This is a genomic window from Gardnerella leopoldii (genome assembly GCF_003293675.1).
Taxonomy (GTDB): domain Bacteria; phylum Actinomycetota; class Actinomycetes; order Actinomycetales; family Bifidobacteriaceae; genus Bifidobacterium; species Bifidobacterium leopoldii.
Window position 1 is genome coordinate 401,823 of sequence record NZ_CP029984.1, and the last position, 17,571, is coordinate 419,393.

A 17,571-nucleotide genomic window follows, 5' to 3' on the forward strand; every position below is an offset into this window, starting at 1 on the left:
TTAACTTGCTTGCTTACAATTAGTTAAAGTTTGAGAAGGGGTAGTTATGCCTAATGGAATTGCGGTGAAGCTAAAAAAATTTATTGCATTAGCACTTTCGCTGTTTCTTTTTATGCCATTATGTTCAGGATGCTCAAATCAAAATGGCGCAAATACAGAAGCTGTTAATAGTGCAAAAAAAGTTAATGTTATTAATGCAAAAGTAGCAGCTTTATATAAAAAAGTTTTAGCAAACGCTGATAAATATAACCTTAATGAAGCTGATTCAGAAATTGATACTAGCAAAAGTAAGTATTCTTACGCGTTAGTCAATATGAGCGATAGGGATATTCCGGAGCTTATTCTTCGGAAAAATTATAAATATGTGTCACGTTCGAAGGTTTTTGCTGCAAATAAAGATTACAGTGACGTTGTTTCTTCAAATGATTTAATTTGCGATGGCGTTGGAGACATTGGCGGTTTTAGGGCTTCGTTATCGCAATACGCAGACAGCAATTCATTAAGCTATGTTGAGTGGTCTTCTGGAACAGGGGATACTGAGGCTTACAAGGTTACTATGAATATTGCTGATAGTAATCCTCTTAAAAAAGAAAAATACTGGTCTGGAATAATCACTGATCTTCCTAAACAGAATACAAAAAATATTAATTTTGTCAGTACAGATGACACTACGCTTCTCGATAATTTGGCAAAAACTGAAGATAATACTTATAAGAAAACCGTAAGCAATAAAGGCGGCGACTCTAATTCAGAAGATAAGGATTCTAAGAAGTCTGGCGAGAATGCAAGTAAGAAAGCTGATTCTAAGAAATCCGCTAGTGGCGAATCTTTAGACAGCAAGATTAAAGCTGAAAAAGCAAGCGGAAGGCAAGTAGTTTCTGGAACTGTGCGAGTTTTGTCATACAACCAGGTTCTTGAAGCGCAAAATATTCAAGATCCTAATCCTGGATCAGATACTAATCAAACTTTCATGATTCTTATTTTGGATAATAAAACCAGCGTTACTTTGCATCACGGCGGCGATATGGGTAATCCGCCTCATCCTAGCGATGCAACCATGATGGCGATTGATGATGGCAGTCAGGCTAAACAAATCATGGAGAAGTACGTTAATAAGAAAGTGTATATAAGCTTTACAGTAAACGATGGAGTTTTCCCTTCGGATACTGGATTGCCTTTAGGCGAGCCTCGTTTGTTTAGTCTTAAAGTTATTGAATAGCTATTGGATAGTTATTGTTCAATTATGAATAGTTGCAATAGTTGCTACAAATAAAATAAAGACCCCACATTTATTTGTGGGGTCTTTTGTTATTTTGCTTTTGTTTTATTCTGAAAAACTAGTAAAACATAATTAAAGTCAACAAATTCCAGAAAGTAAGTTTGCTAAAAATCTGATTTTAGAAAGTAGACGCGTAGACTTCGGCAATTGCAGCTTCGTCCATATGCATATAGGAGTTCTTCAAAAGTCGCTGCTGTTCTTTAACAACGCTTGAAGCCCAGCTTTGAATCATATCCTCGCTCATGCCATACTCGTGAAGCCTATGCTTAGGAAGAATCGTGTTAAGCACTTCGTCAAGCTTGTCTAGTACGTCTGCCTTCTTGCATTCTAGAATATTTGCCATGAAGTCGAAAAGCTTAGAAAGCTCAGTGTTTTCTGCGTTATTCTCGTTAGCGTCGTGCTTAGCATAGTATCGCAAAACGCTTGTAAGAAGCGCAGCATTCGTCTCGCCGTGAGCCACGTGGAAAGTGCCGCCAAGCGGATAAGCCATAGCGTGCACGCAACCGCAGCCAGCGTTACCAAACGCAATGCCAGCGTAAAGACTTGCTGAAACCAAATCGCTTACAACTTGGCTTTTTGCGCTGCTGCCTTCCTTTACAACTCGCATATAACTTTGCAAAATAAGTCCGCAAGCCTTGTAACTAAACATTTTTGTAAGCTCTGTTGCAATAGGAGAAAGTGCGGACTCAATCGAATGTGTAAGAGCGTCAATAGAGCTGGTTGCAAAAACGTAATCCGGTAGGCTCTTTAACAATTCCGGAATAAGAACCGCGTCCGTAGCGTAGCAAGCATCGTTTGCCAAACCTTTCTTGGTATTGCGCTTAGTAAGCGAGAACACGGCAACGTTCGTAACTTCAGAACCGGTTCCGCAAGTAGTTGGCACAAGAATAAGATCAGCGCCTTTTTGTGCAGGAATCTTGCCGTCGACCAAGTCTTCAAGCGGGCTAGTTTGTTTCAACGCACAAACCTTCGAAATATCCAAAACAGTGCCGCCACCAATGCCAATCACGCGCTTTGGAGTTGTGTGAATGTCGCTAACGATTGCATCAACCATTGCATCGCTCGGCTCACCCTTGCCGTATTTCTCTTGGAAAATAACGTCGCAATCAAGATTCAAATCACCAAAATAAGGCTCCCAAATGTATTGGTTTGTAATAACCAAATCACCCTTGCCGAGCTTGAATTCTTGCGCAAAGTCGCGTGCCTGCTCGAACTTATGAATAGTTGGTTTAATAGAAAGCTGCTTCATCCTAGACTCCTTTGTTTTAATCTGCATGTCTTACGCTAATATGCGCGTCGTGTGCGCGCTTTTGTGCGCGGATGATTAAAAAACCAAGCAACTGCTCCATTATAGAACAGATTGCTTGGTTTAATAAATGCGATTTAAGCTAATAGCAGAAGCTAATCGCAGAGATTAATCATCAAAGATTACAGATATTAATCATCCCTTCAACAAAGCAGTGTAAGCAGCCATCGTAATGTAGTTGTATGGCTGGTTGAAGTGAGGCATGAAGAAGATGTCGCACAAAGCAAGTTCCTTAATCGTGACTTTCTTCTGAATAGCCAGCGAGAACAGGTGAATTGCGGCAGACATATCGTAGTTAGAAGCCAATTGGCAACCAACAATAACCTTCGTATCCTTCTTGTAAACGATGCGAATCTTCACCTCTGGATTCTCAACTTCCATAAACGCAGGCTTTTGAGTATCTTCGAAATCAACGTAATCAACATCCATGCCCTCTTTTTGAGCGGCAGTTAAGCTCAAGCCGGTGCAAACAAGCTTGTAGTCGTAGATCATCATTGCGCTAGAACCTTGCACGCCCTCGGTTTCTACAGGAGTTCCGCAAACGTTGTGACCTGCAATCAAGCCGCTTCGAACTGCGTTAGTAGCGAGCGCAATGTAGTTTACGCGGTCTCGAGCGTTGTCGTAGATTGTAGCGCAGTCGCCAATTGCGTACACGTCCGGATCGGAAGTTTGCTGCTTCTTGTCAACGAGGAAAGCGCCATTAGCATACTGCTTTAAGTGATCTTTGCCGAGCGCAACGTTTGGGTGGAAGCCAATAGCGCAAATCACCATGTCTGCATCGTAAGTGCCTTTGCTTGTTTTAACAGCCTTGACTTCAGTGTCTCCAACAATTTCTTCAACAGTTTGACCAAGTTCAAACTTAATGCCTTTATCTTCCATAATTTGCTTCAAATTATCGGAAAACTCTGGGTCAAAGTAGCCGTTAAGAATATGGTCTTCCATGTCAATAAGAGTTACGTTCTTGCCAAGGCGCTTAAAAGCTTCTGCGAGTTCCACGCCAATGTAGCCTCCGCCAAGAACCACGACGTTACGGAAATCGCGCTCTTGAAGCTTAGCGATAACAGTTTGAGCGTTCTGGAAAAGCTTTACCATTTGCACGTTTTCCAAGTCAATGCCCTTAATGCGAGGCCTGTTTGGAAGGCTGCCGGTAGCAAGAACCAGCTTGTCGTAAGAATCGTGAATAACAGTGCCGTCTTTAAGTTCGACTGTTACTTCTTTCTTTGCGTAATCAATGTCGAGAACTTTACTTTCAAGATTTACCTTAGCGCCTTTTTTAACGAAATCTTCTGGCTTCTGATAGAACAGTCCGTCGCTGCTTTGAATTTGCTTGCCAATCCACAAAGCCATGCCGCAACCAAGGAAGGAAATATTACTATTCTGATCGTAGATGGTAAGCTCGTTTCCTGGGTAGCTCAAAATGGTGTTAGCGCAGGCAGTGCCGGCGTGATTTGCGCCAATCTGAATGATCTTCGTCATCGGTAATCTCTTTTCGTCGTTGAATCTAGTTTAATTTTATTTATTTCTGTTGAATTCTGCTGAAATTAATTTAATTTAGTTAATTTAATTTCGCTAAATTCTGTTGAAATTATTGTATGTGCTTCAACTGCTTTGTTTAATTCACGCTGCGGCGCGAATGCACATCCAATGCATAATACTATTACACGAATGCGAGTCTTACCAATTTTGATTTTGTGCGTGTTGTGGGGGGAGTTGTGTGGTTATTTCACAATCTGACTATCACTAATCTTTTCGCGAACATGAATTACATAGTAGAATCCTGAAGTTTGTATACAGTTTATATACAGTGACATTCACATATGTACAGTTTTTTGTGATGCGTTTTAATGTTTTAATAAAGTGATATTCGTGTGAAGGGGTATTGTGATGCGTATTTTGATTACTGGTTTTACGCCGTTTAATAATGAGTCTATAAATCCGTCGTGGGAGATTGCACAATCAGTGCATGCGCCTGAGGGTGTGGAACTTGTTCGTTTGCAGATTCCTACGGAATTTAACAAGGGCGCGCGAAAAGTTATTGAGAAAATAGAGGAAGTTCAGCCGGATGCTGTGCTTTCATTAGGACAATTTGGTGGTTCTGCTTGTTTTAACGTTGAGTATGTTGGAATTAACTGTAGAGCTGCGCGCATACCAGATAATAGTGGGTATAAGCCTTGGTATGAGCCTGTTGAGCAGGATGGTGACGTGGCGTATAAAGCGACTTTGCCAGTTGTGAATATAGTTGAGGCTTTGAATAAGGCGAAATTGCCGGCGTCTGTGTCTTTTTCTGCGGGCGCGTACGTGTGCAATGACGTACTTTACAGTGTTTGTTATTATTGCCAGACTAGGAAATTGCCGATTAAGAGCGGTTTTATTCACGTTCCGTATTTGCCTGAGCAAGTTCTTGATAAGCCGACTACGAGTTCTATGAGTTTAGCTGATATGCTTCGAGGTATTGAAGTTGCATTACAAGTAATTGCGGATGATTGCTAATAATTGCAAGTAATTACTAATGAATAGTGTGAAATTTTGGGGAATAACCCGAAATTTTATTCTCTATGCTCGCTCAAGCACGCGTTCAATAGCGTTATTTTGCGAAAGAAGATACACGCAATACTGGTTCATGCTTATGCCTTCGGCTTGAGATTGCTCAGCCAACTGCCTGTGTAATTCTTTAGGAAGACGTAACTTGAATTGTCCGGAATAGTCATTTAATTCAGTGCGAGACGGCTCTTTTATGTTGATTTTGCTTTCAAGTGCTGCTTCAATCCAAGCGTGCTTAGCGTCCTGCGCATTTGCTGCTGCTTCCTGTTCGGAGTCTCCCGAACTTATGCATCCTGGCAAATCAGGGTAGTAGGACACAAATCCGCCTTCGTCTGGATCCTTTACAATTTCCAACTTATACGGTAGTGACATGTAGTAGCTGAGTGTTTTATTTGTTAGTGTTTTGGCGTTGTTTTTATGAGTGATATTTTTGCTAGCTTTATTTGTTTTAGTCATATTTGATTTCATATTATGCTGATTTTTAAAAGTTTTATAAAAGTATAAGTGGTGTTATATGTGGTGTCAATGTGTTAATGTATTACAATTTGTAGAATTGCATGAAATACCCCAAAACCACCACTTATGTTGAAGGTGTGGTATAAAAGTCTTATGTTTTCTAAACGCGCTATTACCATTTTTGCGACTACTGTCGTAACTGCTTTAGCGCTGGGTGCGTTGAGTGCTTGCGAGCCGCAGGGTAAAGCTGTGGGGAATACTGGTCGCGTTGGAGACATAATTCACGACGGTGTGGATATTGACGATATTCATCTACTTGTAATTGGTTCAAAATTAGCTGCGCTTGATGACGAAGTTATGAAGCATTGTAAAACGTCAAAATTGAGTGCCTCTTATGTGCCGCTATCCAATGTTGCTAATCCTAACGAAGCTGCTCAGCAAGCTATTCGCGCTGCAAGCGAGCAGCCTGTTTCATTAATACTTATAGACGCGCTCGACGTAACAGGCGTTGACGACCTGCATAATGCTAATAATCAACCTAATATAAAAGAGAATAACAAGCTTAATAACAGCACTCGCAATAAACAAAACGAAAGCAAAGCATGGATTTCTGCGCTGCAATACGCGCGTTATGCTGGAGTGCCAGTTGCGTTAATAAATCCTGTAAAAGCGCCAAAAGACGCAACTTTATACGCCGCTACTTTGTATTTTGATGGCGATGGAAGTGAAATCGGCAAAAATATTCATGAATCTGATTTATCAAAAAATAGCGAATCTTTAAACAATAAAAGCAAGGGATCAAAATTTGAGCGTTCGTCTTTGCTAAGCATTGTTCGAGCAATAATTGACAATACGCCACACAGCAGGGAAGTGATTATAAATGACAAATAACGAACAAAATGCAATAGCGTCTACAGAAAGCAGCAAAAATAACGCTATTGCGGTGCTTCCTAAAGTAGAAATTTCTGGTTTGAGTGACGAAGAGGTTGCGGAGGCAGTTTCTCGCGGAGATGTGAATATTACTTCTAAGCAGACTTCTCGTTCTTTAATGGATATTGTGCGCGCGAACGTGTTTACATTGTTTAACGCGATTATTTTCACAGCAATGGTTGTCGTGCTTGCCACGGGTTCGTGGAAGGATGCTGTTTTTGGTGTAGTAATTCTGGTAAACACTGGAATTGGCATTGTGACTGAGTTAAAAGCAAAGCACACTTTGGATAGGCTTTCTATATTGATTGCCGCTCGCGCAATGGTGCGTAGAGGCGGAGAAAATATTGAGATTGCGCACAAAGATATTGTGCTTGGGGATGTTTTGTGGCTCAGAGCCGGCGAGCAGGTTCCAGCAGACGTAGAAGTGCTGGAATCGTGGGGATTGGAAATGGACGAGTCCATGCTCACAGGCGAATCTGCTACAGTTCGAAAAGCCCAAGGTGACGACGTTTATTCCGGATCTACTGCAGTTTCTGGAATGGCTTTAACGCGTGTTACTGCCGTAGGTGAGCACAGTTATGCTGCAAAATTGGCTGCGCAAGCGAAGGTTTATACCAAAACAATTTCCGACTTAAGTCGTGGAATTAATACGATTTTGAAGTATATGACGATGGTTGTGGTGCCTTTGTGTGTGCTGCTTGTGTGGTCGCAAATGCACAAGGTTGGCGGATTTGTTGAAGCTTGGCAGACTGGTGCTTGGAGGGGAGCTGTTGTCTCTGCTGTTGCAGGCGTTGTTGGCATGATTCCAGAAGGATTGGTTCTTCTTACTTCGCTTAATTTTGCGGTGGCTGCTATGCGACTTGCGCGTAAGCAAACGTTAGTTCAGGAGTTGGAATCTGTAGAAACTTTAGCGCGCGTAGACTGCTTGAACCTAGACAAAACTGGCACTATAACCGATGGTGGTATTGCATTCGTTGGTGTAGAAAATCTAGATAATAGTAGTGTAAAAATATCTTTACAGACCAGCTTGCAAACTAATCAAGCTTTATTTGATTTATCCAATGAAGAAAATCCTAACGCAACAGGCGTTGCAATTATGCAAGGGCTTGATGCTCAAGGAGTTGCAGCTAGCGCGCATGTATCTAATCGTCTTCCATTCTCGTCTGCTAGAAAATGGAGCGCTGTGCAATATGTGCAAAGTAGTGGAGAGCGTGCAACTTGGTATATGGGTGCTCCGGAAGTGTTGCTAAGTGCGATTAATTATGCAAATTCTAATGAACTTTTAGCGAAAGTTAATTCTTATGCTGAGCAAGGCGAGCGCGTGCTGCTTCTTGCAAAAGTAAGTAGCGTTGAAAGTAACGAGGTAAATAGCGTAACAGAAACAGATAAAACTTTTGGCAATTCTCCTACTATTTGTGCAAATGCTCAGCCTGTTGCTTTAGTTCGCTGCTCTGAGCGTATTCGTGAAGACGCTCGTAAAACTCTTTCATGGTTCCGTGAGCAGGGTGTGCGGTGCCGCGTAATTTCAGGAGATAATCCTAGAACTGTTGCGGCTGTTGCTGCAAAAGTTGGCTTAACAGGAGATCGCAAGCCTGTTGCAATGGACGCTAGAAAACTGCCAGAAGATATTAACGAATTGGCTAAAGTGCTTGAAAATGTGGATGTGCTTGGACGTGTGCTTCCTCATCAAAAGAAAGCGATTGTTCAGGCGCTTCACACTCAAGGTCATGTGGTCGCTATGACTGGTGACGGCGTGAACGATACTTTGGCTCTTAAAGAAGCTGATTTGGGCGTTGCTATGGGCAATGCTGCTCCTGCTGCAAAAGCTGTATCCCAAGTGGTTCTTGTCGATTCACGATTCTCGCATTTGCCTGATGTTGTTGCTCGCGGTAGGCAAGTGATGGCAAATATGGAACGTGTGGCTGGCTTGTTCCTTGTAAAAACTGTTTATTCTGCGCTTATTTCTGCAGGAGTTGTGCTTCTAGCGTTACACTTCCCGTATTTGCCTCGTCACATTACTTATATTGGTTCTTTAACTATTGGTATTCCAGCATTTTTGCTCGCTCTGGCGCCTAATACTCGTCGATATATTCCAGGATTCTTGAAGCGAGTTGTTCGTTTTGCTGTTCCTAGCGGATTTGCTATAGCTGCTTCTGTGCTCGCTACTGCTGTTATAGCTCCACGAGTTTTGGGATTAAATCTTGACGATGTTGTTGCAAATAATTTGATAGCATCTCGTTTTATTGTTTCGAACGTGCAAGCTTTGGCAACCACTCGCAGTATTTGTTCCGTAATCGTATTTGTTCTTGGCATACTCGTGCTTGCAAGCGTCGCCAAGCCTTTGTGCTCGTGGAGAGGAATTATGGTTGCGCTATTTGCTGCAGCTGGAGTTGCTGGAGCTTTTATACCGTTTACTGCGAAATTCTTCGAAATTCACGTGCCGACTGCAGGAAGTGCGTTTACGGTAATGCTTATAGCTGTTGTGTTAGCTGTAATCTTATGGTTTGCGTGTGTGAGTTTAGCAAACTTGTTATCTAAACAAAGTAAGAAGTGAACAATCTAACATATTTCTCATGTAATTAGTGTGTCGACGTGAGCTTAATAATGCTTACAATAGATACGTGTTTAGTATTTTAGAGATGTTTTCAGTTGGAGTTGGTCCTAGTTCTTCACATACAGTAGGTCCTATGCGAGCTGCATGCTCGTTTGTTTCATCGCTTAAAAAAAGTGGTAGTCTTGCAAACGTTGCGCATGTAAGTGTGACTCTTTACGGATCGTTGTCTTTAACGGGTCTTGGTCATGGTACTGATCGTGCTTGCGTTGCAGGTCTTGAAGGAAATCTTCCAGATAATGTAGACACTGATCATATGCTTACTATTCGTCAGGAATGCAAAAAAACTGGCACTTTAATGCTCGCAGGTGAACATACTATTGCTTTTGATTACGATAAGGACGTAATTTTTGAAAAATGGATGCGAATGGTTGTTCATCCTAATGGAATGCGTTTTGTTGCAACTGATTCTGACGGAAATAAAATCGATGAGCAAGTTTGGTATTCAATTGGCGGCGGATTTATTCGTCAAGGGTGTGCAGATGATGCAATGGTTGGCTTGCATGAGCGTGTTACTGAGCAGGATGAAAATAATGCCAATAAGAATGGTGTAAGCGAGAATAATAGCGAAAGTAATAACGAGAATAATAACGAAAGTAATAACGGAAATAGTAGCGATAATGCTGCAAACTCCTCAAATCAAACAAAAGATTCCACTGTACCTTATCCTTTTACTTCATGCGACGAGCTTATAAATATTTGCCGAGAAAAGCATATGTCAATAAGCGATGTTGTGTGGCAAAACGAGCTTGCATTGCATGAAGGTGATGCCGACTACGTGCGCAACTATTTGCTGCATGTTTGGAAAGTTATGAGTAAATGTGTAGAAAACGGATGCAACTCAAAGCAACCGATTTTGCCAGGAGGCCTTGATGTGCCTCGTAGAGCTCCTCACATGTATGAGCGCTTAGCTGCAAATTCAGACATGCTTCGCAACAATCGTCGTCGTTCGGATGCTGCTTTAGAAAGTTCAGACTCTGCGTGGGTTAATCTTTTTGCGCTCGCTGTTAGTGAAGAGAATGCTGGTGGTGGGCGTATTGTTACTGCTCCAACGAATGGTTCTGCAGGAATTATTCCTGCAGTATTGCAGTATTATTGGCGATTTGTTGATTCTGCTGATGAAGATGGAGTTGTGCGATTCTTGCTTGCTGCAGGTGCTGTTGGTTACTTATTTAAGCGAAATGCTTCAATTTCTGGAGCTGAAGTTGGTTGTCAAGGAGAGGTTGGTTCTGCCTGTTCAATGGCTGCTGCAGGATTGTGCGAAGTGTTGGGAGGAACCCCGGAACAGGTTGAAAATGCTGCAGAAATCGGTATAGAACACCATTTGGGATTAACTTGCGATCCTGTAGGCGGTTTGGTACAAATTCCTTGTATTGAGCGCAATGCTATGGCTGCAAATACTGCAATTAATGCCGTTCGAATGGCAATGCTTGGAGATGGCTCGCACATGGTAAGCCTTGACAAAGCGATTAAGACTATGAAAGAAACTGGTCATGACATGATGTCTAAATATCGCGAAACCTCAAAAGGTGGGCTAGCTGTAAACGTTGTTGAGTGCTAATTTGCTAATATTTTTGCATTAATTCGCTAATGTTTTGAGATTAATTTTTGCTAAGTTATACACAATGCGTATATTTCATGTACATACGTAACGTTTCAGTGCTAATCTAGGACAGGTTAATCTAGGAAGTGTTAGTCTAAACTGCATTTATTCGAATGTGCATTTACTTAAATGTACTATTTAAAATGCGCTGCTTTAGTAATGCAGGATGGTTAAAAGCTGTCTGTGTAGATGTTATACTGTTCAGATTATACTGTTTGGAGTTTGTAAAGGAGGAAATATGGCACAAGATATGCCAGAAGTGATTGCAGAATTTGGCACTACGCCAACGGTGACGTTCCCTGAATCTGAACCGCCAGCAGGTCTTAAAGTTGTTGAATTAGTTGAAGGTAATGGTCCTGTAGTTCGTGCCGGTGACACTGTAACTGTGAATTATCATGGTGTGGTTTGGGGCAGCGACAAGCCATTTGATTCAAGCTTTGCTCGTCATACTCCAGCTAGTTTTGGTATTGGTGTCGGTCAAGTGATTCAGGGCTGGGATCGCACTGTTCCAGGTCATAATGTTGGATCTCGTTTGTTGATTTCTATCCCTCCAGAGTATGGTTATGGCTCTCGTGGCATACCGCAAGCCGGTATTGGTGGCGGAGACACTTTGGTATTTGTTGTTGATATTATTTCAACTCGTTGATAGAAGAGCGTGAATTTTATTTTCGCGCGAATAGTTTTTATTTTTAGAGATTGTTGGATAAGGAGGTAGCAATGGCTGAAGAAAAAACTATTTTACTTACGCAGGAAGCGTATGACAAACTAAAAGAAGAGTTAGCGCATCGTGAAGGTGAGTATCGAGAAGAAATCACTGAGCGTATTGCTGCAGCTCGTGCTGAAGGTGATTTGTCTGAAAATGGTGGTTATCAGGCTGCTCGCGAGGAGCAAGGAAAGAATGAAGGTCGCATTAATGAGCTTATTGTGAAGCTTCGTAATGCGAAGATTCTTGAAGCTCCGAAGGATGGCACTGTTGGCAATGGTTCTTTGGTTACTCTTGAGCTAGCAGGTCGAGAAATGACTTATGTTCTTGGTTCTCGCGATATTGCTGTAGCTACAGATTATGACGTTATTAGCCCGGAATCTCCAATTGGAGCGGCTATTATGGGTGCTCATACTGGTGATACTGTTAGCTATGCGGCTCCAAATGGACGTGAAATTTCAGTGACAATTAAGGATTCACATCCACTTGCGTAAGTAAGTATTAATCTCCCCACCTAGTTCGTTTGTGAATAGGTGGGGAGATTTTTTTAGGGTTTGGGTTTTAAGTTTTAGGGTTTTAAGTTTCAAGTTTTGCGTTTTGCATTTTATAACTTGTTTTTTTTTATGGTTTGCAATTTATGTTCTCTGCTGCTTTAGCTCTATGAGCTAATGACAACTTACAACTTATTGTGTTAAATTCTATTGTTTGTTCAGCAGTTATATTTGTTAGATTTTTCGCAATACTGTAACAACTTTTCCCATAATAGTTGCGTGTGATCCGTCAATAGGAGAGTACGCCGGATTATGTGGAATAAGCCATACGTGACCATGGTCATTTCTGAAAGTTTTAACAGTTGCTTCGTTATCTAGCAGTGCTGCAACGATGTCTCCATTTACAGCCTCATGCTGCTCTCTAACTACTACATAATCGCCATCGCAAATAGCGGCGTCAATCATCGAATCGCCGTGTACTTCAAGCATAAAAAGATTTCCTGTACCTGTAAGACGTTCTGGCAATCGCATTACATCTTCAATATGCTGTTCTGCTGTTATTGGAGCTCCTGCTGCGATTCTTCCCACTAGAGGAACATCTCTAGAATTTATAACAGAATCAGATTCGTATGCGCTAATATTGGCAACTCTTGAAGAATTTTTATTAATTTTGTTATTTGAATTGTTTTCAACAATTGAATTATCAAGAATTTCAATAGCGCGACCTTTATTTGCATTAATTCGCAAAATCCCTTTATCTTCAAGTGTTCGTAATTGATGTTTCACAGAAGATGGGCTTCTAAGTCCAACTGCTTCTCCGATTTCGCGGAAAGAAGGAGGGAATCCATGAATTTTTATATTGTTTTGGATGGCATTGATAATATTGCGTTGGCGGTCAGTAAGTGACATTGCGTTAATATCGCTAGCATTAATGCCGTTGTTATCATTATTTGTGCCATCGTTATTCATGGTGCTCCTTTCGCTTTTACTATTTTAACGCACTTTCTTAGAAAAATCAAACATCTGTTCGACACGCCGTTGCAACTATCGAACAAATGTGTCATTATTAATACACCTGTTCGATAGAACAAATGTTCAGTCGATTAAGGAAGGAGAAAGGACAGTTATGAGTACGTCATTAATTAGAAGTGGCAGGGAAGCTAGAGTAGGCATGCAAGAAAATACTTATTTGATTCGTAAACGCTGCGTTTCTAATAAGCATGCGCGCAAAACTAGAGTTTTTCGTGTAGCTGTACTTTTGATGACAGCAATAACATTCTGTACATTGTTTATGCCAAAGACTGCTGTTTCTGCGATACCTGAAAGAGTTGTTACATATACAGTTCGTCCTGGAGATACGTTATGGAATTATGCTGCTACTATTACTCCTAAAAACGGTGATATATCAGATAATGTAGAGCGTTTAATGGCTTTAAATCATCTTTCTTCTGAAGATTTGGTAATCGGACAGTCTATTAATGTTCCATTAAATGATGCTCAATAGTTGATTGAGTGCAAATAGTATGAAATTGGGGGGAATATGAGAAGGGAAAATATTACTATATTTGAAATTGAAACTGATGAGATAAGTTTTACTGAAAATGATGATGTAATATTCAGTGTGTTTTATGGAGTATTTCGGATTATGGACAATAAAATCGTATAATATTCGGAAATATTTGAATAAAGTGAATAATATTATGTAGTTTTTCGCTATTTTTTAGTATGCTGAATATATGCATTGTCCTTTTTGTAAAAATTCTGATACGAAAGTTATAGATACTCGTATCAGCGAAGATGGTTACTCTATTCGCCGTAGACGTGAATGCCAAGTTTGTGGTAATCGATTTACTACAGTAGAAACAACTCAGTTGCTTGTAATGAAGCGTTCAGGCTCTATTGAACCTTTTGATCGAGCAAAAGTTGTTGCCGGTGTTAGCAAAGCATGTCAAGGACGCCCTATTAATGCTGAGGCATTAAAGACGATTGGTATGCGAGTAGAAGCTGATTTGCGAGCACGAGGTTTAGCGCAAGTTACATCTGAAGAAGTTGGCAAAGCTATTCTTAAGCCATTGCGTGAATTAGATGAAGTTGCATATCTTCGTTTTGCAAGTGTGTACCAAAACTTCACGGGTCTTGAAGATTTTGAACATGCCATTGAAGATTTGAAGCGCAGTAAAACAGAAGAATAATAATTTTATCGATTATTGTTACAGAATATCTATTCCCTGCGCTTTTGCATTATTTTGAGTTCTATTTCTCAAAATTTGCGTCATCTTTAGTGCGTATTATATGCAATTTTTGAGTTGGTCTAGTCATTGCAACATATAGATTGGCTGCAGCAGCTAGTCTAGATGCTGCTTCCTGCTCAATTTGAGAAGGTTGCAACACTATGACAGCGTCATATTCAAGACCTTTTACTTCCTCAGCTGTGCAAACGCTGCATTGGCAATCATCGGCATTTTGTTTGTTTAACTGATTCCATAATTTTTCAGGTAATGCATGTTCTAATGCTTGGTTTACAACCTTTTTAGCATGGCTAACCATGCTGTTAGGAGTAATGATTGCAATACGACCACTACCATCATCAGAGACAAATTTTTCGAATAGTTTTGTACAAGATTCTGCAAGTGCAGTATCGAGTTCATCTTGTGATTCAACCGTTTGTGATACAAGTGAATCAGGTACTGAGCGAACTGCATGAACAGTAGAAATGTATAATCCTGAATCTGTTGCAACCTTGCTTGCTGCTTCAGAAACTTCACTAGGATTTCGATAATTAATTGTTAACTCGTAAAGATCCCAATTTGGTTCTCCAAATAGAGAATTCATATTCTTCTGCCATCTGTGAGTTCCTCCGAGCGCAGAAGTTTGTGCAACATCGCCAACAATAGTAAAGGAGCGTGAAGGACAACGACGAATAAGCATTCTCCAATCCATTGCTGTGAGCTCTTGAGCTTCATCGACAACTACGTGACCATATGTCCACTCGCGATCAGAAGCTGCTTTACGGGCAAGCATTCCTGCATCGTCGCCTTGCAGATTATCAAGAAGCATATCGGCGGTTACTATGCCATTTCCAATACCAGCTTGTGCTAGAGTGTCAGCTGCAAATTGCTGTTCTTCAAGTTTTTTTGCTTGTGCTGCAGATCTTTGAGCGTCAAGTTTTGGATCAGGACCAAGCAATTCCATAGCTTCATCAAGTAATGGAATATCAGAACGAGTAAGCGGGCTGCCTTTTGGTCTAGTAAGTGAGTTGATATCTTCGTTGCTTAACCAAGGTGCGTATGTGCGTAATTTGTCAGGTTTAGCAAAAAGTTGGTCAATAAGCCATTCTCCAGTCATAGGTAACCATGCAAGATTTAAAGTAATGCGCAGTTTATCGTCAAGACGAAGTTGAGAAGTTATATCGTTTAATTCAACTTGATCTGGAACATAATCAAGCTTTTCCAAATAACGATTTTTCAATATGCTGAGCACAGTTTTTATAAAAGTATTTCGCGCCTGGTTATGCGGCTGGTGAGTCCGTTGAGCATCTGATTGAGCTATCTCAATATCTTCTTTTAGAAGAGGAATACTAAATCCTCCAACATGAATTGTTGGAAGATTTTTAGGAACGCGAATACGAGCGGCAATTGCATTCGCAATAACTGTTCGCATACGATACATTCCCTTTAATTTTGCTGCATATGGAGAATCTCCAGCTGTAGCACAAATTCCAGGAATTAAGTCGGAAATAGTTCTACTTACTACACCTGTTTCACCAAGAGAAGGGAGTACTTGATCAATATAACGCAAGAATGCCGAACTTGGACCAACAATAAGAACTCCTGAACGCTCAAGTTTGCGCCTGTGAGTGTATAACAAATAGGCTGCTCTGTGCAAAGCAACAGCTGTTTTTCCTGTGCCAGGACCTCCCTGTACAACAATAGTGTGATCAAGAGGAGCGCGAATAATTCGATCTTGTTCTGCTTGAATAGTGGCAACAATATCAGTCATTTTGCCGGTTCTGCGAGAACCTAAAGATGCGAGCAGTGCTCCTTCGCCAGTAAGAGTACCTTGTTGTGAAGCTTTTCCTATTTCATCAGAATGTATGTCAAGTACTTCATCTTCAACACCAATAACGTCTCTGAAACGGAGTGTAATGTGACGACGCATAACAATATCGCCATGATGCGAAGGGGTTGCCTCATAAAAAGGTCGTGCAGCTTCAGCGCGCCAATCTGTAAGAATAGGATCATGGTTTTCGCTAAGCAAACCAATGCGACCAATGTATCGCCTAATGCCTTCTGTGTTATCAAGCCTTCCAAAAACAAGACGATCCTCAACAGCTCGTAATTGTGTAAGACGATCTTCGTACATGGTTGCGAATGAGTCGCGCTCTGTGCGCTGTGTTGGTGAACCGTGCGAACCTGACGCGCGCACAGCGTCTAAGCGTGCGCGAATAGTATTACGCAAATCGTCTAGACGGCTATAAGCTCGGTCAACAGCTTGTTGTTCTTCACCAAGTTGTGAGGAATAGGTAGACATACGCATCCATTCTTCGTAAAATACCGCAACCAATTGTGCCAAAAATTAGGCATCTAAGTATATCTCGACGCTTATACACCAAAATTGTATTTCTATGTTGATCTAACGAATATTATTTGCGAGGATCTCCGAACCATGCAGAGTAAATCAATGAAAAATTGCGATTTCCATATGCTGAGCACGAATTTCCTTCGCCGTATCCAGCTTTTAACGATTCTATATTTGGCTGATAAGGAGTATAGATATAAAGCAATGCAGTAGCCTTATTTTCGATATAAACATTGCTAGATCCGCATGATTTATTTGGCGAATATTGAATTGTGTTAATCGTGTTAGGGTGGTAGTTATATTGATCGTTATGAAGAAGATAATATCTATATCTTCTTGCGGAACCAATTACTTGTTTAAAGAATCCTGCAAAACGTGGGTTGCAATGAGAATCATCTGGACAATCTAATCCCATAGCTGATTTGTATTGGAAATCGCTAGGATCAGTGTCTGTTACAAGATGTTGTTCTTTTTGCAGCATTGTAAGTAATACTTGTTGACTGATATGACATACTTTTGCTGATTTGTATATTATGTCTGCAGAAGATTCTTTGCTTACACCTTGATACTTTGAACATAGTGAATCGGCAGGAATAGTGTGAGTATTAAAGTACGCATTTTTTAAGCAATTTTTACCAGTGCATTTTGCTCCTTTTTTGCGTATAAAATTGCGTACTTCATCTTTACTCATTGCGTTATCGTCAAAAAATTGAGAATCAGAAATAATATTGCCTGGATTAAAATCAAAGCGTGACACAAGTTGTTCTTGTTTGTTGCGAAGACCAGAAACAGTCTGTTCCCAACGTATCCACTGAACAACAGGAATGATAATAGCAATGCCTATGACAGCAATAATAATGTTTCGTAAAATTTTATTGGAGTAAAACTTATGCTTTAAAGAACTGTTGTTTTTATTGTGATGAGCACCACTATTATGTTCACTATTTAGGTTGACATGAATAGAATCATGTTTCTTTCTTCTCTGCACCATGTTTCCTCCTACTTAGCTTGTTACATTATAAGTGATATGCGAATCATTTTATTATTGTGATTATTTTTTAAAATTGTTCCCA

At 40.7% G+C, this 17,571-nt stretch carries 15 protein-coding genes; 9 read left to right on the forward strand and 6 right to left on the reverse strand.

The genetic code is table 11. The features are described from left to right. Nucleotides 1-46 precede the first annotated feature (46 nt). Entirely contained in the window at nucleotides 47-1,219 is a 1,173-nt protein-coding gene (locus tag DOD25_RS01840) for a hypothetical protein (protein ID WP_004107158.1), read from the forward strand. 178 nt (nucleotides 1,220-1,397) lie between these two features. Here the strand turns inward: DOD25_RS01840 and DOD25_RS01845 are convergent, their stop codons facing one another. After that, on the reverse strand, nucleotides 1,398-2,528 hold the full coding sequence (locus DOD25_RS01845) for a 4-hydroxybutyrate dehydrogenase (protein ID WP_004107157.1): 1,131 nt from the start codon (nucleotides 2,526-2,528) through the stop codon (nucleotides 1,398-1,400). A 192-nt stretch (nucleotides 2,529-2,720) separates the two neighbouring features. Further along, complete coding sequence (gene nox, locus DOD25_RS01850; protein WP_032842526.1) at nucleotides 2,721-4,061, reverse strand: H2O-forming NADH oxidase; 1,341 nt, start codon at nucleotides 4,059-4,061, stop codon at nucleotides 2,721-2,723. Nucleotides 4,062-4,469: 408 nt separating this feature from the next. On the opposite strand from nox, the gene DOD25_RS01855 reads away from it, so the two are divergent. Continuing rightward, a complete protein-coding gene (locus tag DOD25_RS01855) occupies nucleotides 4,470-5,075 on the forward strand; it encodes a pyroglutamyl-peptidase I (RefSeq protein WP_112928595.1) in 606 nt (201 codons plus the stop codon). A gap of 63 nt (nucleotides 5,076-5,138) precedes the next feature. Here DOD25_RS01855 and DOD25_RS01860 read toward each other — a convergent pair whose 3' ends face one another. Next, nucleotides 5,139-5,582 (reverse strand): toxin-antitoxin system HicB family antitoxin, encoded by a 444-nt coding sequence (locus DOD25_RS01860; RefSeq protein WP_004119931.1) that lies wholly within the window; start codon nucleotides 5,580-5,582, stop codon nucleotides 5,139-5,141. Between the two features lie 153 nt (nucleotides 5,583-5,735). Here DOD25_RS01860 and DOD25_RS01865 point away from each other — a divergent pair, with 153 nt between their 5' ends. From DOD25_RS01865 to DOD25_RS01885, 5 genes are all read left to right on the forward strand, one after another. After that, nucleotides 5,736-6,473 carry a hypothetical protein gene (locus DOD25_RS01865; protein WP_032842525.1) on the forward strand — a complete coding sequence of 246 codons (738 nt, stop codon included), beginning with the start codon at nucleotides 5,736-5,738 and terminating at the stop codon, nucleotides 6,471-6,473. Beyond that, complete coding sequence (locus DOD25_RS01870; RefSeq protein ID WP_112928596.1) at nucleotides 6,463-9,066, forward strand: HAD-IC family P-type ATPase; 2,604 nt, start codon at nucleotides 6,463-6,465, stop codon at nucleotides 9,064-9,066. Before DOD25_RS01865 ends, DOD25_RS01870 begins: the two co-directional genes overlap by 11 nt. Nucleotides 9,067-9,151: 85 nt before the next feature. Next, nucleotides 9,152-10,684: an L-serine ammonia-lyase gene (locus tag DOD25_RS01875; protein ID WP_112928597.1), complete on the forward strand. Its 1,533-nt coding sequence runs from the start codon at nucleotides 9,152-9,154 to the stop codon at nucleotides 10,682-10,684. 280 nt (nucleotides 10,685-10,964) lie between these two features. After that, the gene (locus tag DOD25_RS01880) at nucleotides 10,965-11,372 is read left to right on the forward strand and encodes an FKBP-type peptidyl-prolyl cis-trans isomerase (protein ID WP_004107148.1); all 408 of its coding nucleotides are present in this window, start codon (nucleotides 10,965-10,967) and stop codon (nucleotides 11,370-11,372) included. 71 nt (nucleotides 11,373-11,443) lie between these two features. Further along, nucleotides 11,444-11,923 carry a GreA/GreB family elongation factor gene (locus tag DOD25_RS01885; RefSeq protein WP_004107146.1) on the forward strand — a complete coding sequence of 160 codons (480 nt, stop codon included), beginning with the start codon at nucleotides 11,444-11,446 and terminating at the stop codon, nucleotides 11,921-11,923. Between the two features lie 231 nt (nucleotides 11,924-12,154). Here DOD25_RS01885 and lexA read toward each other — a convergent pair whose 3' ends face one another. Then, entirely contained in the window at nucleotides 12,155-12,829 is a 675-nt protein-coding gene (lexA, locus tag DOD25_RS01890; protein WP_100066613.1) for a transcriptional repressor LexA, read from the reverse strand. A gap of 217 nt (nucleotides 12,830-13,046) precedes the next feature. Between lexA and DOD25_RS01895 the strand changes: the two genes are divergently transcribed. Together DOD25_RS01895 and nrdR are read left to right on the forward strand one after the other, a co-directional pair. Beyond that, a complete protein-coding gene (locus tag DOD25_RS01895) occupies nucleotides 13,047-13,424 on the forward strand; it encodes a LysM peptidoglycan-binding domain-containing protein (RefSeq protein ID WP_004119920.1) in 378 nt (125 codons plus the stop codon). Nucleotides 13,425-13,656: 232 nt separating this feature from the next. After that, complete coding sequence (gene nrdR, locus DOD25_RS01900; protein WP_004119918.1) at nucleotides 13,657-14,112, forward strand: transcriptional regulator NrdR; 456 nt, start codon at nucleotides 13,657-13,659, stop codon at nucleotides 14,110-14,112. 61 nt (nucleotides 14,113-14,173) lie between these two features. Here nrdR and DOD25_RS01905 read toward each other — a convergent pair whose 3' ends face one another. Both DOD25_RS01905 and DOD25_RS01910 read right to left on the reverse strand, forming a co-directional pair. Next, nucleotides 14,174-16,450 carry a HelD family protein gene (locus DOD25_RS01905; RefSeq protein WP_112928877.1) on the reverse strand — a complete coding sequence of 759 codons (2,277 nt, stop codon included), beginning with the start codon at nucleotides 16,448-16,450 and terminating at the stop codon, nucleotides 14,174-14,176. A 112-nt stretch (nucleotides 16,451-16,562) separates the two neighbouring features. Next, on the reverse strand, nucleotides 16,563-17,489 hold the full coding sequence (locus tag DOD25_RS01910) for a hemagglutinin (protein ID WP_112928598.1): 927 nt from the start codon (nucleotides 17,487-17,489) through the stop codon (nucleotides 16,563-16,565). Between the last annotated feature and the right edge of the window lie 82 nt (nucleotides 17,490-17,571).

Bases quoted from the DNA above. Each gene is read 5' to 3' on its own strand.
- DOD25_RS01870 (WP_112928596.1), top strand. From the start codon at position 6,463: ATGACAAATAACGAACAAAATGCAATAGCGTCTACAGAAAGCAGCAAA.
- DOD25_RS01895 (WP_004119920.1), top strand. From the start codon at position 13,047: ATGAGTACGTCATTAATTAGAAGTGGCAGGGAAGCTAGAGTAGGCATG.
- nrdR (WP_004119918.1), top strand. From the start codon at position 13,657: ATGCATTGTCCTTTTTGTAAAAATTCTGATACGAAAGTTATAGATACT.
- DOD25_RS01885 (WP_004107146.1), top strand. From the start codon at position 11,444: ATGGCTGAAGAAAAAACTATTTTACTTACGCAGGAAGCGTATGACAAA.
- DOD25_RS01865 (WP_032842525.1), top strand. From the start codon at position 5,736: ATGTTTTCTAAACGCGCTATTACCATTTTTGCGACTACTGTCGTAACT.
- DOD25_RS01840 (WP_004107158.1), top strand. From the start codon at position 47: ATGCCTAATGGAATTGCGGTGAAGCTAAAAAAATTTATTGCATTAGCA.
- nox (WP_032842526.1), bottom strand. From the start codon at position 4,061: ATGACGAAGATCATTCAGATTGGCGCAAATCACGCCGGCACTGCCTGC.
- DOD25_RS01880 (WP_004107148.1), top strand. From the start codon at position 10,965: ATGGCACAAGATATGCCAGAAGTGATTGCAGAATTTGGCACTACGCCA.
- DOD25_RS01845 (WP_004107157.1), bottom strand. From the start codon at position 2,528: ATGAAGCAGCTTTCTATTAAACCAACTATTCATAAGTTCGAGCAGGCA.
- DOD25_RS01905 (WP_112928877.1), bottom strand. From the start codon at position 16,450: ATGTCTACCTATTCCTCACAACTTGGTGAAGAACAACAAGCTGTTGAC.
- DOD25_RS01875 (WP_112928597.1), top strand. From the start codon at position 9,152: ATGTTTTCAGTTGGAGTTGGTCCTAGTTCTTCACATACAGTAGGTCCT.
- lexA (WP_100066613.1), bottom strand. From the start codon at position 12,829: ATGTCACTTACTGACCGCCAACGCAATATTATCAATGCCATCCAAAAC.
- DOD25_RS01910 (WP_112928598.1), bottom strand. From the start codon at position 17,489: ATGGTGCAGAGAAGAAAGAAACATGATTCTATTCATGTCAACCTAAAT.
- DOD25_RS01855 (WP_112928595.1), top strand. From the start codon at position 4,470: ATGCGTATTTTGATTACTGGTTTTACGCCGTTTAATAATGAGTCTATA.
- DOD25_RS01860 (WP_004119931.1), bottom strand. From the start codon at position 5,582: ATGACTAAAACAAATAAAGCTAGCAAAAATATCACTCATAAAAACAAC.